The sequence below is a fragment of the Erwinia sp. V71 genome (assembly GCF_965644245.1).
Lineage (GTDB): Bacteria > Pseudomonadota > Gammaproteobacteria > Enterobacterales > Enterobacteriaceae > Erwinia.
The window spans coordinates 26,520-42,973 of the sequence record NZ_CBFFRK010000016.1; the positions used below are offsets into that span (position 1 = coordinate 26,520).

Below are 16,454 nucleotides of genomic sequence, written 5' to 3' on the forward strand. Positions count from 1 at the left end.
CCGCCATAAAAGGGAAAAACTATGCTTTGGTCCTTTTTAGCCGTGCTCTTTTCGGGCTGGCTGTATGTCGATGCCACTTATCGCGGCCCACAATGGCAACGCTGGGTGTTTAAACCGGTCACCATGCTGCTGTTACTGGCCTGGGCGTGGCAGGCGCCGGGGCTCAATACCAGTGACTATCTGATTCTGCTGGGACTGCTGGCGACGCTGGCGGGTGACGCCCTGACGCTGCTGCCGCAACAACGCCTGATGTATGCTGTCGGCGCATTTTTCCTCTCTCATCTGCTGTACACCCTTAACTTCGCCAGTCATATGACGCTCAGCTTCTTCTGGCCGATTCCGCTGGTGATCCTGCTGGTCGGTCTGTTGCTGATCGCCACTCTGTGGACACGCCTTGAAGAGCTGCGCTGGCCGGTCTGTACCTTTATCGGGATGACGCTGGTGATGTTGTGGCTGGCAGCAGAGCAATACTACTTTGCGCCGACCGCGCACAGCTTCACGCTGCTGGCCGGTTCACTGCTGTTACTGCTGGCGAATGCAGTCTGGTTTTTCAGCCATTATCGCCGCCGTTTTGCTGCCGATCGTGCCATTGTCGCCGCCTGCTACTTTGCCGGACACTTCCTGATTGTCCGTTCACTGTGGCTGTAATCTGACGACGATTGAGAAAAATTCGCATCTGGCGCTTGACTCTGGAGTTGACTCCAGAGTGTAGGATGCAGAAAAGGCGGGCAACCACGCCCGCCATTTCTGACCCTCGGGAGGCGCTATGCACGAACACTCTTCCTGCTGCAGCACACGCAAAGCAGCGAACAAACCGGCATGCAGCAGCGTGGCACGTCCGGTTATCCAGAAAATCACCACCGTTTCCGCCGCCGGTACGCCAGATGCCTGCTGCCAGGACAGCAGTTGCAGTTCGGGCGACACCGCCGACGACGAAGGTGAGCTACCCGGCGACGGGCAACGTTTTAGCTGGCAAATCAGCGGCATGGATTGCCCCAGCTGCGCCCGTAAAATTGAAGCCGCGGTGCAGCGGCTGGAAGGCATTGACCATGCGCGCGTACTGTTTGCGACGGAAAAACTGGTGGTCAGCGCACAGCGGGACATTCGCCAGCAGGTCGAACAGGCCGTCACTCAGGCCGGATTCCGGCTGAAAAGCTCGCAGGGCACGACGCCAAACGCCAGCTTCTGGCAGGAAAACCGCACCATTATTCTCGTCAGCCTGCTGATGCTGGCCAGCTGGTTACTCAGCAGCGTCGATGCCACCAGCGGCCGTCTGGCGTTTATCGCTACCACGCTGGCGGGCATCTGGCCGGTGGGACGTAAAGCACTGCAATTGATCCGCAGCGGCACGCCATTCGCCATCGAAACCCTGATGACCATCGCCGCCATTGGTGCGCTGTTTATTGGCGCCAGCGCTGAAGCTGCGATGGTGTTGCTGCTGTTTCTGCTGGGAGAACGGCTGGAAGCCTTTGCCGCCGGGCGCGCACGCCGTGGCGTGACCGCGCTGATGGCGCTGAAACCGGATGAAGCGGTACGCCTGCGTGGTGAACAGCGCGAAACGGTAGCCGTCGATGCCCTGCGCCCGGGCGATATTATCGAAGTGGCTGCGGGCGCACGCCTGCCCGCCGATGCGCGCCTGCTTGACGCCTTCGCCAGCTTTGATGAAAGCGCCCTGACCGGTGAATCAGTGCCAGTAGAGCGTCAGCAGGGCGAAAAAGTCGCCGCAGGCTGCACCAGCGTTGACCGCCAGGTAAAAATGGAAGTGGTGTCCCGCAGTGGCGAGAGCGCCATTGACCGTATTCTGCATCTGATCGAAGAAGCTGAAGAGCGCCGCGCGCCGATTGAGCGCTTCCTTGACCGCTTCAGCCGCTATTACACCCCGGCGATTATCGCCCTGGCGCTGCTGGTAATGCTGATCCCGCCACTGTTGCTGGCCGCCGAATGGCAGCCGTGGATCTACAAAGGTCTGACGCTGCTGCTGATTGGCTGCCCGTGTGCACTGGTGATCTCAACGCCAGCGGCCATCACGTCCGGCCTGGCGGCAGCAACACGCCGTGGTGCGCTGATTAAAGGGGGGGCGGCGCTGGAAAGCCTCGGTTCGGTACGCACTATCGCGTTCGATAAAACCGGTACGCTGACCCAGGGTAAGCCACGGGTCACAGAGGTGGTGGCGCTGAATCACGCCGATGAGACGCGCATGCTGCTGCATGCTGCCGCGGTGGAAAGCGGCTCCTCACATCCGCTGGCGCAGGCCATCGTGGCACATGCGGCCACACTGAACGCGCCGCTGCCAGCGGCTGAAGGACAACGCGCACTGGCGGGCAGCGGAGTGGAAGCCTGGGTCAATGGACGTCACGTGCTGATCAGCGCACCAGGTAGCGTGTCGCAGCTGGATGCCGCGCAGCAGGCGCAAATTGCTGAGCTGGAGTCCGCGGGTAAAACGGTGGTGGTGGTGCTGGAAGATCAGCAACCCATTGGCCTGATCGCCCTGCGCGATACCCTGCGCCCGGATGCGCGTGATGCCATCGACCAGTTAAAATCGCTGGATGTGCACAGCGTGATGCTGACCGGTGATAATCCGCGTGCCGCCGCCGCCATCGCAGACGAGCTGGGCATCAGCTACCGCGCCAGCTTGTTGCCTGCGGATAAAGTGCAGGCAGTCTCTGAACTGAATCAGCAGCAGCCGGTGGCGATGGTCGGTGACGGCATTAACGATGCACCCGCCATGAAAGCTGCCACCATTGGCATCGCGATGGGCAGCGGGACGGATGTGGCGCTGGAAACCGCTGATGCCGCACTGACGCATAACCATCTCAGTGGTCTGGCGGCAATGATTCGCCTGTCGCGCGCCACCCACGCCAATATCCGGCAGAATATCGCCATTGCGCTGGGGCTGAAGGGGATTTTCCTGATCACCACGCTGCTCGGTATCACCGGTTTGTGGCTGGCAGTGCTGGCGGATTCAGGGGCAACGGCGCTGGTGACGGCGAATGCGCTGCGGCTGTTACAGAAGAAATAACGCTATGGAGAGGAAGCACGGCACGGCTTCCTCTCCCGTATCACGAGTTAGCGCCCTTTCTTCAGCAGATACTTATACGGCAGTTGCTCAACCGACTGCGCCACCAGCGTATGCTCCATAAAACGGCAAAAGCCAGGAATATCGCGGGTAGTCGCCGGATCGTCGGCAATCACCAGTAACGTTTCCCCGTCCTGCATCAGCCGCACCGCTTTACGCACCATCATCACCGGCTCCGGACAACGCAGACCCAGCGCATCCAGGGTTTGATCAGGATTCGCGAAAATATCGCTCATAACACTCTCATTAGGTAACAGACCAGATTGCCGCCTATTCTACCGCCGGACATTCGACGTGCAAGTCAGATGCCCGACGTTAACGTTTGCGCTAAAATTAACCATTGCATTGCGAAGCGGAATGCGTAAGATTCCGCCTCTTCGCATCAAATAGTGCGAAGCAAGGGCGTTATCGGTGCAGTCAGTCTGGATACGGCCAGCGCGCAGCCAGCGGAGCGTACTGAAGTACGTGAGCTTACTCGCTACGCTCGCCCTCCGGGTCGCCCTGGCAGGCGTTCAAGATGCTAAAGCATCTTGTGGCGGCACTGCCCGGGATCAAACTGACAAACAAGATAGCCCGAACATTAAAGCACTGGGTTCCCTCACCCCACGTTTAAAAAGGTTACATCGATGATTTCGTTTACTCCGCATCAGCGCGCCTGGGCGCTGGGCTTGCTGTCCCTGTTTCATATTCTGGTGATTACTTCCAGTAACTACCTGGTACAATTGCCGGTATCCATTTTCGTCTTCCACACCACCTGGGGGGCATTCAGCTTTCCCTTTATCTTCCTGGCGACTGACCTGACGGTGCGTATTTTTGGCGCGCCACTGGCACGACGCATTATTCTGGTGGTGATGATCCCTGCGTTGTTTATCTCCTACGCGCTCTCATCCCTGTTTTACCAGGGTGAATGGCAGGGCCTGGCGGCACTGCGCGAGATGAACCTGTTTGTCGCCCGTATTGCCTGCGCCAGCTTTATGGCCTATGCCCTTGGCCAGATCCTCGATGTGCATGTGTTTAACCGCCTGCGTCAGAAAGCCAGCTGGTGGGTCGCCCCGGCGGCATCGATGTTCCTTGGCAACATCAGTGACACACTCGCCTTCTTCTTTATTGCGTTCTACCAGAGCCCGGATCCGTTTATGGCACAGCACTGGATGGAAATCGCGATGGTGGACTACTGCTTTAAAATTTTGATCTGCATGGTGTTCTTCCTGCCAGCTTACGGCGTGTTGCTGAATGCGACGCTGAAACGCCTGGCGGAGCGCAGCAATCCACGCACGCTGAATTTCGGCTGAATCACGCGGCTTAAAACTCTGTGACAGTCTGTTGGTTGCTTTTACTGTCTGATTCAGTTTGTATTAATGCCTGAAAATCGATACGCGACTCAATAAGGGAACCTGATGCGTAACTTTGCGAAATATGTAGGAATCAGTTTACTGGTGGTGGGTTTAGCCGCCTGTGACGCGAAAGATGACCAGGCTGCCAACGATAATGGCGTCAGCAGCAGCCAGTCGGCGCAAACCGTCAATCTGATGGAAGGTAAACTGAGCTTCTCGCTGCCCGCGGGGATGTCAGATAAAAGCGGCAAACTGGGCACGCCATCAAATAACATGCATGTCTATGCCAACGAAAGCGGCCAGAAAGCGATTATCGTGATTGAAGGCGACGCCACCAGCGATGCGCTGGATGTACTGGCGCAGCGTCTGGAAAGCCAGCAGCGCAATCGTGACGCGCAGCTGCAGGTGGTGACCAGCAAGGCGGTCGACCTGAAAGGTCAGCCAGCACACCAGCTGGATACGGTGATTTCCGCCAACAACCAGACGTCTTGGTCTTCCGTGCTGCTGACTAAGGTGGATGGCAAGCTGGTGACACTGCAGATCAGTCTGCCTGCAGATAACCAGCAGCAGGCGCAGAGTGAAGCGGAAAGTATTATTCAGTCAGTGACAGTGAAATAACGCAGGCGGGCGACTTACCGATATCTGAATGCCCGCACGGACTTGTCCCTTCCCCCACGATGTGGGGGAAGGTCAGGATGGGGGAACAACTTGCAGAATTGCATCAGGCAGCTCCCCCAGCCCTCCCCCATTTTATGGGGGAGGGGGCGTTAAAGACTACAGCCCCGCTGTTTCGCGAATATATTTCCGCGCCTTCACCGCATACTCAAACGGATTGGCCAGCGCCGGATCCTGCTCCGCTTCCACCACCATCCAGCCTTTGTAGCCGTAGTCGTCGAGGATTTTAAACACCGGTTTAAAGTCAATCACGCCATCACCCGGCACAGTAAAGGTGCCTTTCTTCACACCATCGAGGAAAGAGAGCTTCTCTTTACGCACCTGCGCCACAATCTCATCACGCACATCTTTTAAATGCACATGGTTGATACGCGGCAGATATTTCTGCAGCAACGCCAGCATCTTTTCCTGTGAGCCTTCAGAGTAGTAAGCGTGACCGGTATCGAACAGCAGATACACGTCATCGTTGGTCAGCGCCATAAAGCGATCCACTTCTTCCGTGGTCTGAATGCCGGTGCCCATATGATGATGCAGACACACCTGCATGCCCTTCGCGGTCGCGATTTTCGCCAGCTCGTTATAGCCTTCTGCGGTCAGACGCCACTCGTCATCGGTAAAGTGCGGTTTCTGCTCCAGCACCGCCAGCGTGGTGCCCTGAATACTTTTGCTCTGCTCAGAACAGCCAATCACTCTGGCGCCCATCGCATGCAGGAAATTCATATGGTTGGTGAATTCGTCGATGGTTTTCGCTTTATCACCCTGGGCGAAAAAGGTGCTGAACCAGGCATTACAGATCTGAATGCCACGGATCTCCAGCATCGGCTTCAGCACCGCCGGGTCACGCGGATATTTACTGCCAACTTCACTGCCGGTAAAACCCGCCAGCGCCATTTCGCTGACAATCTGCTGGAAGGTGTTCTCTTTACCCAGATCGGGCATGTCATCGTTGGTCCAGCCAATCGGCGCAATCGCCAGCTTCACGTTATCTTTGTTCATAAATCATGCCTCTGACATGAAATAAAGGCGGCGTCAGCGCCGCCTTGTGTTGTTATTTATTCAGCAGTTCGCGTTCGATCAGTTCGCGCGTTTGTACTGCCTGTACCGGCATTTTTTCCGGGTAACCGAACAGGGCAGCGGAAATGATCGGTTCGCCACCGACTTTAAACGTACGGTCAGAAAACCGGATATCGCGCAACGTCTGGAACAGGGCGTCGAAATTAACTTCCCCTTCACCCACGGCGACATGCTGATGGATAGTGGCGTCCACACCCGGCGGGTTAACGATGTAGCGGCAGTGTTTGGTATGGTTCATGGTATCGGCGATCAACATATGCGAGAGATCGTCACCGGCATACTCCAGCATGCCCTTCACATCGCCGACACCTTTGTCGTAGTAGAAGGTGTGTGGCGCACTGTAGATATATTTCACGTTCTCGCTGCGGAACGATTTCACGATATCGGCGGTTTCATTGCTCTCTTCGCAGAAATCCCATGGATGCGCCTGAATTTCGCAACGAATGCCTTCACGTTCGAAAATAGGCAACAACTCATCCATCGAGCGATAGAACATCTCTTCGCAGATTTCCGGCTCGTTCGGGTTACCGGACAGCTCGGTGTTGATCACCTGCACGCCCATCTCCACCGCGATTTCGATCATGCGTTTCCAGTTTTTCACCGCTGCCTGACGACGCGCTTCATTCGGGCCCGACCAGCGGTACACCGTGATGAACGAAGAGATCTCCAGGCCGGTTGCATTCAGCGCGTTCTTGTATTCCCGCATAATTTCACGACTGGCTTTCGGGTGTTTATAGAACGGGTTGATCTGCGGATGCGGCGACTGCTCAATATACTTGTAGCCCCATTCAGCAACCTGGTGAACCATTCTGGTGATGCCTAAATTTCGAATGACATCAACATCAAACGCGATTTTCATCAGTCTCTCCCTGAAGAATCAGTAAGGGTTAGCGGCGTGGCCGCCACACGCGGGCGACCACTGAAAACTTACTTATCGTAGAACGTCGGGCGCGGAGGCAGTTCCACGGGCTCAATCGCCCCGCTCTCCTGCGCTTTAATGCAGGCGTCGGCGGCAACAGACGCGGCATAGCCGTCCCATGCCGATGGGCCGGTCAGTTTGCCCGCTGCGATATCGTTAATGAACGCCTGCAGTTCGACGTCATAGGCATCGATAAAGCGATCTTTCCAGTCCACCAGAATGGTGTCAGACAGTTTGGCGTCTTTACGCAGGCGCACAGAAGCGGGTTCTGGCAGCTTCGCGATACCCAGCTCACCGACCACTTCGGTCTGAATGTCATAACCGTAGGTACAGTTAACAAAGATCTCCACATCAATGCGGATACCTTTCTGGGTTTCAAACAGGACGATTTGTGGATCTTTCAGTCTGGCGTGTGACTTAGACGTGGTGCGCGGATACACCACCTGCACGGATTTATAGTCGTCTTCGGTCAGCCAGCGCAGCACATCCAGCTCGTGGATCAGCGTGTTGGTGATCGCCATGGGCGTGGTGTAGTTTTCCGGCACCGTCGGGTTACGGTGTGCACAGTGCAGCATCAGCGGATCACCAATTTCGCCGTCGGTGATCACTTTTTTCAGGGCGCGGTAGCCGGCATCAAACGGACGCATAAAGCCCACCTGCACCAGACGTTTGCCATGAGCGATCTCGGCATCCACCACGCGGCGGCAGCCTTCGGCGGTCATCGCCAGTGGTTTTTCACAGAACACCGGCTTGCCTGCGGCAATCGCTGCCAGGGTAAATTCTTCGTGAGTCGGATCCCAGGAGGTGACCAGCACTGCATCCACATCACTGGATTTAATCACGTCGTGGCCATCGGCATAGACTTCAGCTTCCAGACCTAAACGCTGCAGCGCGGCTTTTGCGCCGTCAACATTGATATCGGACACGGCCACCACTTTTGCTCCCTGCAGCACTTTGCTGCAGCGGCGAATGTGTTCCTGACCGATAGCGCCAGTACCGATAACACCTAAACGTAGCGTCATGATATCTCCGAAAAATAATCAGTAGGGTTAGTAATCAGTAAGTGTTAATTAGCGCTGCGGCCTCAGACCGCAGCGCCCGGGGGAGTTTTTTTAGTATTTACGCGCTTGTTCAATATGTTCGTCGAGCATTCTGGCCACGGCATCAACACGTTCGGAGGTCGATACGCGTGCGCCGCCGACGTGCCACCAGCTGAAGTATTTGTGCACCATGGTTTTTGGCAGCACTTTGATATCAATCAGCGTGGAAACCGTCTGTTTGCGCGCATCTTCCAGCGCCTGTTTCAGCTCCGCCAGCGTGGTGACGCGATAGGTTTTACAGCCATAGCCCGCCGCAATCGCCGCAAAGTCGACCGGTACAAAACCGCCGTTCAGCTTGCCGCTTTCGTCATTACGGAAACGGAACTCGGTGGTAAAGCTGTCCATGCCGTGTTCCATCTGCAGGTTGTTAATACAGCCGTTGGTCATGTTATCGAACAGCACCACGTTGATCTTGGCACCTTCCTGAATCGAAGTGACCAGTTCAGAGTGCAGCATCATAAAGGAGCCATCTCCCAGCAGGGTGTAGACTTCACGCTGCGGTTCCGCCAGCTTCACGCCCAGTGAAGCGTTCACTTCATAGCCCATACAGGAGTAGCCATACTCCACGTGATAGCTGTTGTAATCACGGGTACGCCAGACGCGCTGCAAATCGCCCGGCAGACTACCCGCAGCGGCGACGATCACCGCATCCTTTGGGAGCTGCTCGTTCAGCGTGCCAAGGACGCTGCTCTGGGTCAGTACGGAGCTGGTCAGGCGTTTAAATTCTGCGAACAGCGCTTCACGGTCGATATTGTCGGCGATTTCCGGAATAAAGCCGTCACCGGTGAACTCCACCTGATAGACACGCTGCGTCTCTTTCAGCAGCTTGCTCTGCGCCTGCTCAACTTTCTCGCCCCAGCCGCTGCTGAAGCCCTGCGCCGCCAGACGCTCGTTGAGCGCATTCAGCGCTTCACGCGCATCCGCGACCACCTGCACACCATCCAGCTTATAACTGTCGAAGCTGCTGACGTTGATGTTGATAAAGTTGACGTCCGGGTTCTGGAAAATCCATTTCGACGCAGTGGTAAAGTCGGTGTAACGGGTGCCGACGCCGATCACCAGATCGGCCTCTTTCGCCAGCAGGTTAGCCGCCAGGCAGCCGGTTTCACCGACACCGCCGACATTCAGCGGGTGGTCAGACACAATCGTGCCTTTACCGGCCTGGGTTTCAGCAAACGGGATCTGGTGGCGTTCCGCGAACTGGCGCAGTGCCTCACCGGCTTCGGAGTATTTCACCCCGCCACCGCAGACAATCAGCGGCTTACGTTTACCGGCCAGCAGTTTCAGCGCATCATCCAGCTGAGCAGCGGTCGGCAGGCGACGCTCCAGACGGTGCACACGTTTCTGGAAGAAATACTCCGGGAAGTCCCAGGCTTCACCCTGCACATCCTGCGGCAGCGCCAGCGTCACCGCGCCGGTTTCCGCCGGATCGGTCAGTACGCGCATGGCGTTAATGCAGGCGGTCATCAGCTGTTCAGGACGGTTAACCCGATCCCAGTATTTGCTGACGGCACGGAAGGCGTCATTGGTGCTGATGCTCAGATCGTGGCTCTGCTCAATCTGCTGCAGTACCGGGTCCGGCTGGCGGGTCGCGAACACATCGCCCGGCAGCAGCAGCAACGGAATACGGTTGGCGGTGGCAGTACCGGCAGCGGTAATCATGTTCGCCGCGCCAGGGCCGACAGATGAGGTGCAGGCGATAATTTCACGGCGCAGCTTCTGTTTGGCGAAGCCAATCGCCGCATGTGCCATGCCCTGCTCGTTACGCCCCTGGTACACCACCAGATCGCCACTGTCCTGCTCCAGCGCCTGGCCCAGACCGAGCACATTACCGTGGCCGAAGATGGCGAAAATCCCTTTTACAAATTTGGTTTCCACTCCGTCAACTGACAGATACTGGTTATCCAGAAACTTAACCAGCGCCTGTGCCGTGGTTAATCTAATCTTGCCCATGTGCTCATCCTTTACCGTAAAGGGCGCGTCTGAAACAGACATGCCACAGTTCGTCTGCAAGGCCGCCGACAGCGAATGGTGACAACGCGGCGACTGATAATTGAAACGTGAGGCGATTATAAACAAATATTTTTTCCACTAAACACGATTACAGAAAAAACATTTCATTTTGCGAGAGAGATCAAATTCTGTGATGAAACGGGACTTAACCTGGCGTTTTCCTGCTGTTAACTGAAACATTCAGCCATCTTAACAGCTGAAAAGGAAATTTCATTTCACTTCAATAGTTTCCACCAAAGCGCCGCAGGGAGTTGAGACATCGCTCACAGCTTCTGTCAGCCGTGAAGCGGTGAAAAAAAAGCAGACGGTGAAACAGGGATCGCCAGAGTTTTACCTGGTTCACAATTTTGGGGTGATAATTTCATTTCATATTGAATTTGGAATTTTTATTCCTCATACTGCAAAACATGTCAGATCCGGCTTGATCGGCTTTCGATTTTCCCTTCACCTAGCGTTATAGCTCAGGAGAAACCCGGCAAGGCCTGCTTATCACAGAAGGAAAACACAGGTATGAGTACACAACAGAAACGGCTTGATGTGATTTGTATCGGGCGCATCGCCGTTGACCTCTATGGCCAGCAAATCGGTGCGCGGCTGGAAGATACGTCGTCATTCGCCAAATACCTTGGCGGCTCGTCCGGCAATGTCGCTTACGGCACCGCAATTCAGGGGCTGAAATCAGGCATGCTGGCGCGTGTGGGAGATGAGCATAATGGTCGCTTCCTGCGGGAAGAACTGCAGCGCGTAGGCTGCGATACCGAATCCCTGATCACCGATAAAACGCGCCTGACAGGGCTGGTGATCCTCGGTATTAAAGATGAAGATACCTTTCCGCTGATCTTCTACCGTGAAAAATGTGCCGACATGGGCCTGACGCCGGATGACATCCGCGAAGAGTACATCGCCTCTTCCCGCGCGCTGGCAATTACCGGTACTCACCTGTCGCACCCGGATACCCGCGCCGCGGTGCTGAAAGCACTGGATATTGCCCGCCGCCATGGACTGCGCACCGCACTGGATATCGACTACCGCCCGGTACTGTGGGGACTGACCTCACTGGGTGACGGCGAAACCCGCTTTATCGAATCCCAGGACGTGACCCGTCAGCTGCAGGAAGTGCTGCACTACTTTGATCTGGTGGTGGGTACCGAAGAAGAGTTCCATATTGCCGGTGGCAGCACCGACACCCTGACGGCACTGAAAAATGTGCGTCAGGCGACCAAAGCGACTCTGGTGTGCAAACGTGGTCCGCTCGGCTGCGTGGTGTTTGAAGGCGCTATCCCGGACAGCTGGGACGCGACCAAACTGCACAGCGGCGTACGCGTTGAAGTGCTGAATGTGCTGGGCGCAGGTGATGCCTTTATGTCCGGCCTGCTGCGCGGCTGGCTGAATGATGAAGGCTGGGAACAGGCGTGCCGTTATGCCAATGCCTGTGGCGCGCTGGTGGTTTCCCGCCACGGCTGCGCCCCGGCGATGCCGACCAAAGAAGAACTGGATGACTTCCTGTCACGCGACAACGCGGTGAAACGTCCGGATCTCGACCCGCGCCTGAATCACCTGCATCGCGTCACCACCCGTAAACAGCAGTGGCCGGAGCTGAATATCTTCGCCTTCGACCACCGTAAACAGCTGGCGGATATGGCGCGCGAGGCGGGCGTGGATGAATCACGTATTCCACAGCTGAAAAAACTGCTGTTGCAGGGTGCGGAAGAAGCGGCGGCGGAAGCCGGTCTCGACAACCGTAGCGGCATCCTCGCCGATACCACCTATGGTCAGGGCGCACTGAATGCGATTACCGGCAAAGGCTGGTGGATTGGCCGCCCGATTGAACTGCCGAGTTCCCGTCCGCTGCGCCTGGAACATGGCAATATTGGCTCCCAGCTGATCGACTGGCCACAGGAGCACGTGGTGAAATGCCTGGTGTTCTATCATCCGCATGACAGCGCGGAATTGCGCCAAGAGCAGGATGAACTGATCCTCGACGTCTGGCGTGGCTGCAACAAGTCCGGCCATGAACTGCTGCTGGAAGTGATTCTGCCAGAAAGCAATCCGGACCATAAAGAGTCCTACTACCATGAGATCCTCAGCCACTTCTACAGCCTCGGCATTCAGCCTGACTGGTGGAAACTGCCGCCGCTGTCGCTGACAAGCTGGAATGATATCGGCCGGCTGATTGAGCAGAACGATCCACACTGCCGCGGCATCCTGCTGCTGGGCCTCGATGCGCCGGAAGAGAAGCTGAAAGCTGGTTTCGCCGATGCCGCCAGAGCACCGTGGGTGAAAGGGTTTGCTGTCGGTCGCACCATTTTCGGCCAGCCGTCACGCCAGTGGTTACAGGGCGAACTGGATGATGCTGCGCTGATCAGCCAGGTGAAGAGTAATTACCTGACACTGATTGGTTACTGGCGCGAAGCGCGTCCGGCGAAATAAATATACCATCTGCGCAAGGCGACCTCGGGTCGCCTTTTTTATGGCTGACGCATGGCAAGAGGATTAATATTTGTGCATATTATGTGAGTTATTTCATATTGCGATGAAATAAAGACCACATTTCACACCATCAAGTGAAATTTTCCATTCATCCGGGTAAAATATCGCTCAGCAAAACGCCAATTATTCTCTTAGTGAGCTGACTTAATGACCAACAATCCAACACAACTTTCTCTGCTCCAGGACGATATCCGTCGCCGTTATGACACCCTCAGCAAACGTCTGAAGCAGGTGGCTCGCTATATTCTGGATAACAGCAACAGCATCGCCTTTGATACTGTCGCTTCGATTGCCCAGCAGGCCGATGTGCCGCCATCAACCCTGATTCGCTTCTCCAACGCGTTTGGTTTCAGTGGCTTCAATGAAATGAAACAGGTCTTCCGTCAGCATCTGATGGAAGAGACGGTGAACTATACCGAGCGTGCCCGCCTGTTCCGCCAGACGGCAACCGACGAGAACGCCGCCGCACCGGAAAGCCCGACAGAAATCCTTAATGTGTTCACCATGGTGAACTCACAGGCGCTGCAGCAGCTGGCGATGAACACCAACCCGGAACAGCTGGAAAAAGCGGTGGAACTGCTGAATAACGCAGACAACATCTATGTAATTGGCCTGCGCCGTTCGTTCAGCGTGGCGTCCTATCTGACTTACGCGCTGCGTCATCTGGAGCGCCGCGCGTTTCTGATTGATGGCCTCGGTGGCATGTTTACCGAGCAGCTGAGCATGGTGCGCAAGAAAGATGTGGTGATTGCCATCAGCTACTCACCGTACGCGCGCGAAGCGGTGGAAGTGGTCGAGCTGGGCGCGAAGTCTGGCGCCCATCAGATTGTGATTACTGACAGCCAGGTTAGCCCGCTGGCCGCGTTCAGCGACGTCTGCTTTGTGGTGCGCGAAGCGCAGGTCGATGGTTTCCGCTCGCAGGTTGCCTCGCTGTGCCTGGCGCAGACGCTGGCGGTATCTCTGGCACTGAATAACGCGAAATAAACCGGGATGGAAGATGGGGGCTGGAGAAATGAAATCTTGCAGGCCTCACCGTACCGCTCCCCCATCCCAGCCTTCCCCCACTTCGTGGGGGAAGGGGCGTACAGTGAAAACAGATGGAGAGGAGATCACCAACAGCCCCTCCCTGCTCCGCGATATTACTTATTACGTGGATACGCATCGCTGTTCACCCAGGCATGATCCTTCTCCCAGGTAAACTTCCACAGACGCACCGGCCCGGCCATCACGTTCAGATAATAGTTATCATACCCGGCAATCGTCGCCACCGGGTGATAACCCCGTGGCACCGTGACCACATCGCGGTTATACGCCGCCATGCACTCATCCAGTGAGCGATCGTCGGTGTACACGCGCTGCATGGCGAACCCCTGCTCCGGATTAAAGCGATGGTAGTAGGTCTCTTCCAGATAGGTTTCGTCAGCCGAATCTTCCTGATCGTGCTTGTGGCTTGGATAAGAGCTGGTGTCGCCCTCATCGGTATACACTTCCACCACCAGCAGGCTGTCTGCCGGTTTGTCGTCCGGCAGAATGTTGTGCACCAGGCGCTGATTGCGCCCTTTACCGCGTTTCTCAACCCCGACATCCTCCGGAGCGATCAGGCGCGCAGGCAGATTACCGTTGCCCGCCGGGGCATTACACACCGCCAGTTCGAGATCGGAATCGGCATACACTTCCACTTTATCGCCACCCGGCACATACACGGAGTACGGCGGCGTGCGTTCAAACGGTGACATGCGTTTGCCGATATTCGGGAACTCCGCATCACGGGTTTTCACCGATGCCAGCCCGGCGACCAGCACCAGACACAGCTCTTTATCACCGCTTTCCAGACTCAGGGTTTGGCCTTTTTTCAACAGATACGCGTCAAAACCAACATAGCGCCAGCCAGCACTCTCCGGCGTAACATGCTGGATGCGACCACTGGCATCCGGTTGTTGACGTTTGGCAAGCAAAGACATCCTGCTCCTCCTGTATCCCCGCCATACTTCGGGCTGCAGGCAGCGCAAAGCATGACGGGGATGTCGTTAGTTATCCCAGCGTAGGCATACTGAATTCAGCCACTGTCTGATGACCGCTCGGCCAGCGCACTGTTGCGGTTTTCATGCGGGTGTAGAAACGCACACCGTCCGGACCATGCACATTCAGCGCGCCAAACACGGAACGTTTCCAGCCGCCGAAGCTGTGGAATGCCATTGGCACCGGTACTGGCACGTTAACGCCGACCATGCCAGCCTGCACATTACGCACAAAATCACGGCCAATATGCCCATTGCTGGTGAAGATCGCGCTGCCGTTACCAAACTCATGGCTGTTGACCAGTTTCAGTGCGCTTTCATAATCTGGCGCACGCATGATGCTGAGCACCGGTCCGAAGATCTCTTCACGCCAGATAACCATCTCCGCAGTGACGTTATCGAACAGCGTACCGCCCACGTAGTAACCTTCGGCATGGCCTGGCACCGATAAGTTGCGGCCATCGATAACCAGCTTCGCGCCCTCTTCCACACCTTTGTCGATATAGCCGAGGACTTTCTTCTGATGCGCCGCAGAAACCACCGGGCCCATCTCGTTTTCGTCTTTGCCTTTCTGAATGCCAGGGCCGACGCGCAGCGCTTTGATTTTCGGCGTCAGGGCGGCGATCAGTTTATCTGCCGTCTCATCACCGACCGCCACCACCACTGGCAGTGCCATGCAACGCTCACCGGCAGAGCCAAAAGCGCCACCCATAATCGCGTTTACTGTCGCATCCAGATCGGCATCCGGCATGACGATCGCGTGGTTTTTCGCCGCGCCGAACGCCTGCACGCGTTTGCCGTATGCGCTGGCGGTTTTGTAGATATGTTCCGCCACGCCGGAGGAGCCAACAAAGCTCACCGCCTGCACGCGCGGATCTTTATACAGCTGCTCGGCATCTTCGTTAGAGCTGTGAATGACGTTAAACACGCCGTCCGGCAGGCCTGCTTCACTCAGCAGCTCCGCCATGCGTACAGAAACAGACGGGTCCAGTGCCGGTGGTTTCAGCACAAAGGTGTTACCGCACGCCAGCGCGATCGGGAACATCCACAGCGGCACCATCGCCGGGAAGTTGAATGGCGTAATGCCCGCCACCACACCCAGCGGCTGCATCAGCGAGTAACTGTCGACGCCACCGCCCACATCCGGTGAGTTTTCACCTTTAATCAGATGCGGAATACCACAGGCAAACTCCACCACTTCCAGACCGCGCGTCAGTTCACCGTGCGCATCAGACCAGACTTTGCCGTGCTCGCTGACAATCAGTTCCGCCAGCTCATCGCGGTGCTGTTCCATCAGCTCTTTGAATTTGAACAGCACACGAGCGCGACGCAGTGGAGAGGTGTTGGCCCAGTCCTCAAAGGCGTTATGTGCGACTTCAATGGCATGTTCCACTTCCGCCGCGGTGCTTTGCGTCACAGCGCGAACCTGCTTACCCGTTGCCGGATCGTAAACCGGAATGGATTCATTGCTGGCACTCAGGACCTGTTTACCGCCAATAAAGTTACCCGTGATACTCATGTTCTTGCCTCTTTACTTTTGATGACACGAATGGATGACATGAATGCGTGCTAAAAACGTATAATATTGAAATAAATTTTTCAAATATTTCTCTTTGGAAAATTCGTTTTTAGCGGCATGGATCGCATTTTTACTGTAATCACCTTTTATGCGTGCGGGTCAGTCACCTCTTTTTTGCGAAGTCGATCTAAAAATCAACATTCCATATTTCACTATACATGAAATAAATGTTCTCT

General features: G+C 56.0%; 13 protein-coding genes. 6 read left to right on the plus strand and 7 right to left on the minus strand.

Going from position 1 to position 16,454, the window contains the following annotated elements:
* The first annotated feature begins 21 nt into the window (after nt 1-21).
* Nucleotides 22-648 carry a lysoplasmalogenase gene (locus tag ACSZO1_RS05930; RefSeq protein WP_437610489.1) on the plus strand — a complete coding sequence of 209 codons (627 nt, stop codon included), beginning with the start codon at nt 22-24 and terminating at the stop codon, nt 646-648.
* A gap of 118 nt (nt 649-766) precedes the next feature.
* Complete coding sequence (locus tag ACSZO1_RS05935; RefSeq protein WP_437610490.1) at nt 767-3,019, plus strand: zinc/cadmium/mercury/lead-transporting ATPase; 2,253 nt, start codon at nt 767-769, stop codon at nt 3,017-3,019.
* 47 nt (nt 3,020-3,066) lie between these two features.
* Here the strand turns inward: ACSZO1_RS05935 and tusA are convergent, their stop codons facing one another.
* A complete protein-coding gene (gene tusA, locus ACSZO1_RS05940; protein ID WP_437610492.1) occupies nt 3,067-3,312 on the minus strand; it encodes a sulfurtransferase TusA in 246 nt (81 codons plus the stop codon).
* A gap of 390 nt (nt 3,313-3,702) precedes the next feature.
* Between tusA and ACSZO1_RS05945 the strand changes: the two genes are divergently transcribed.
* The gene (locus ACSZO1_RS05945; protein ID WP_437610494.1) at nt 3,703-4,368 is read left to right on the plus strand and encodes a 7-cyano-7-deazaguanine/7-aminomethyl-7-deazaguanine transporter; all 666 of its coding nucleotides are present in this window, start codon (nt 3,703-3,705) and stop codon (nt 4,366-4,368) included.
* A 105-nt stretch (nt 4,369-4,473) separates the two neighbouring features.
* Nucleotides 4,474-5,028 carry a DcrB family lipoprotein gene (locus tag ACSZO1_RS05950; RefSeq protein WP_437610496.1) on the plus strand — a complete coding sequence of 185 codons (555 nt, stop codon included), beginning with the start codon at nt 4,474-4,476 and terminating at the stop codon, nt 5,026-5,028.
* 156 nt (nt 5,029-5,184) lie between these two features.
* Here ACSZO1_RS05950 and iolE read toward each other — a convergent pair whose 3' ends face one another.
* From iolE to iolD, 4 genes are all read right to left on the minus strand, one after another.
* Nucleotides 5,185-6,081, minus strand: coding sequence for a myo-inosose-2 dehydratase (gene iolE, locus ACSZO1_RS05955; RefSeq protein ID WP_437610498.1), 897 nt, complete (start codon nt 6,079-6,081; stop codon nt 5,185-5,187).
* 52 nt (nt 6,082-6,133) lie between these two features.
* Nucleotides 6,134-7,018, minus strand: a complete 885-nt coding sequence (locus tag ACSZO1_RS05960) for a sugar phosphate isomerase/epimerase family protein (RefSeq protein ID WP_437610500.1) — start codon at nt 7,016-7,018, stop codon at nt 6,134-6,136.
* A 68-nt stretch (nt 7,019-7,086) separates the two neighbouring features.
* Nucleotides 7,087-8,100 carry a Gfo/Idh/MocA family protein gene (locus tag ACSZO1_RS05965; RefSeq protein WP_437610501.1) on the minus strand — a complete coding sequence of 338 codons (1,014 nt, stop codon included), beginning with the start codon at nt 8,098-8,100 and terminating at the stop codon, nt 7,087-7,089.
* A gap of 90 nt (nt 8,101-8,190) precedes the next feature.
* On the minus strand, nt 8,191-10,131 hold the full coding sequence (gene iolD / locus ACSZO1_RS05970) for a 3D-(3,5/4)-trihydroxycyclohexane-1,2-dione acylhydrolase (decyclizing) (RefSeq protein ID WP_437610503.1): 1,941 nt from the start codon (nt 10,129-10,131) through the stop codon (nt 8,191-8,193).
* 570 nt (nt 10,132-10,701) lie between these two features.
* Between iolD and ACSZO1_RS05975 the strand changes: the two genes are divergently transcribed.
* Nucleotides 10,702-12,621: a bifunctional 5-dehydro-2-deoxygluconokinase/5-dehydro-2-deoxyphosphogluconate aldolase gene (locus ACSZO1_RS05975; RefSeq protein WP_437610505.1), complete on the plus strand. Its 1,920-nt coding sequence runs from the start codon at nt 10,702-10,704 to the stop codon at nt 12,619-12,621.
* Between the two features lie 207 nt (nt 12,622-12,828).
* Complete coding sequence (locus tag ACSZO1_RS05980; protein WP_437610506.1) at nt 12,829-13,665, plus strand: MurR/RpiR family transcriptional regulator; 837 nt, start codon at nt 12,829-12,831, stop codon at nt 13,663-13,665.
* Nucleotides 13,666-13,820: 155 nt separating this feature from the next.
* On the opposite strand, the gene iolB is transcribed toward ACSZO1_RS05980, so the two are convergent.
* Nucleotides 13,821-14,642 carry a 5-deoxy-glucuronate isomerase gene (gene iolB, locus ACSZO1_RS05985; RefSeq protein ID WP_437610508.1) on the minus strand — a complete coding sequence of 274 codons (822 nt, stop codon included), beginning with the start codon at nt 14,640-14,642 and terminating at the stop codon, nt 13,821-13,823.
* Nucleotides 14,643-14,712: 70 nt separating this feature from the next.
* The gene (locus tag ACSZO1_RS05990; RefSeq protein WP_437610510.1) at nt 14,713-16,218 is read right to left on the minus strand and encodes a CoA-acylating methylmalonate-semialdehyde dehydrogenase; all 1,506 of its coding nucleotides are present in this window, start codon (nt 16,216-16,218) and stop codon (nt 14,713-14,715) included.
* Nucleotides 16,219-16,454 lie beyond the last annotated feature (236 nt).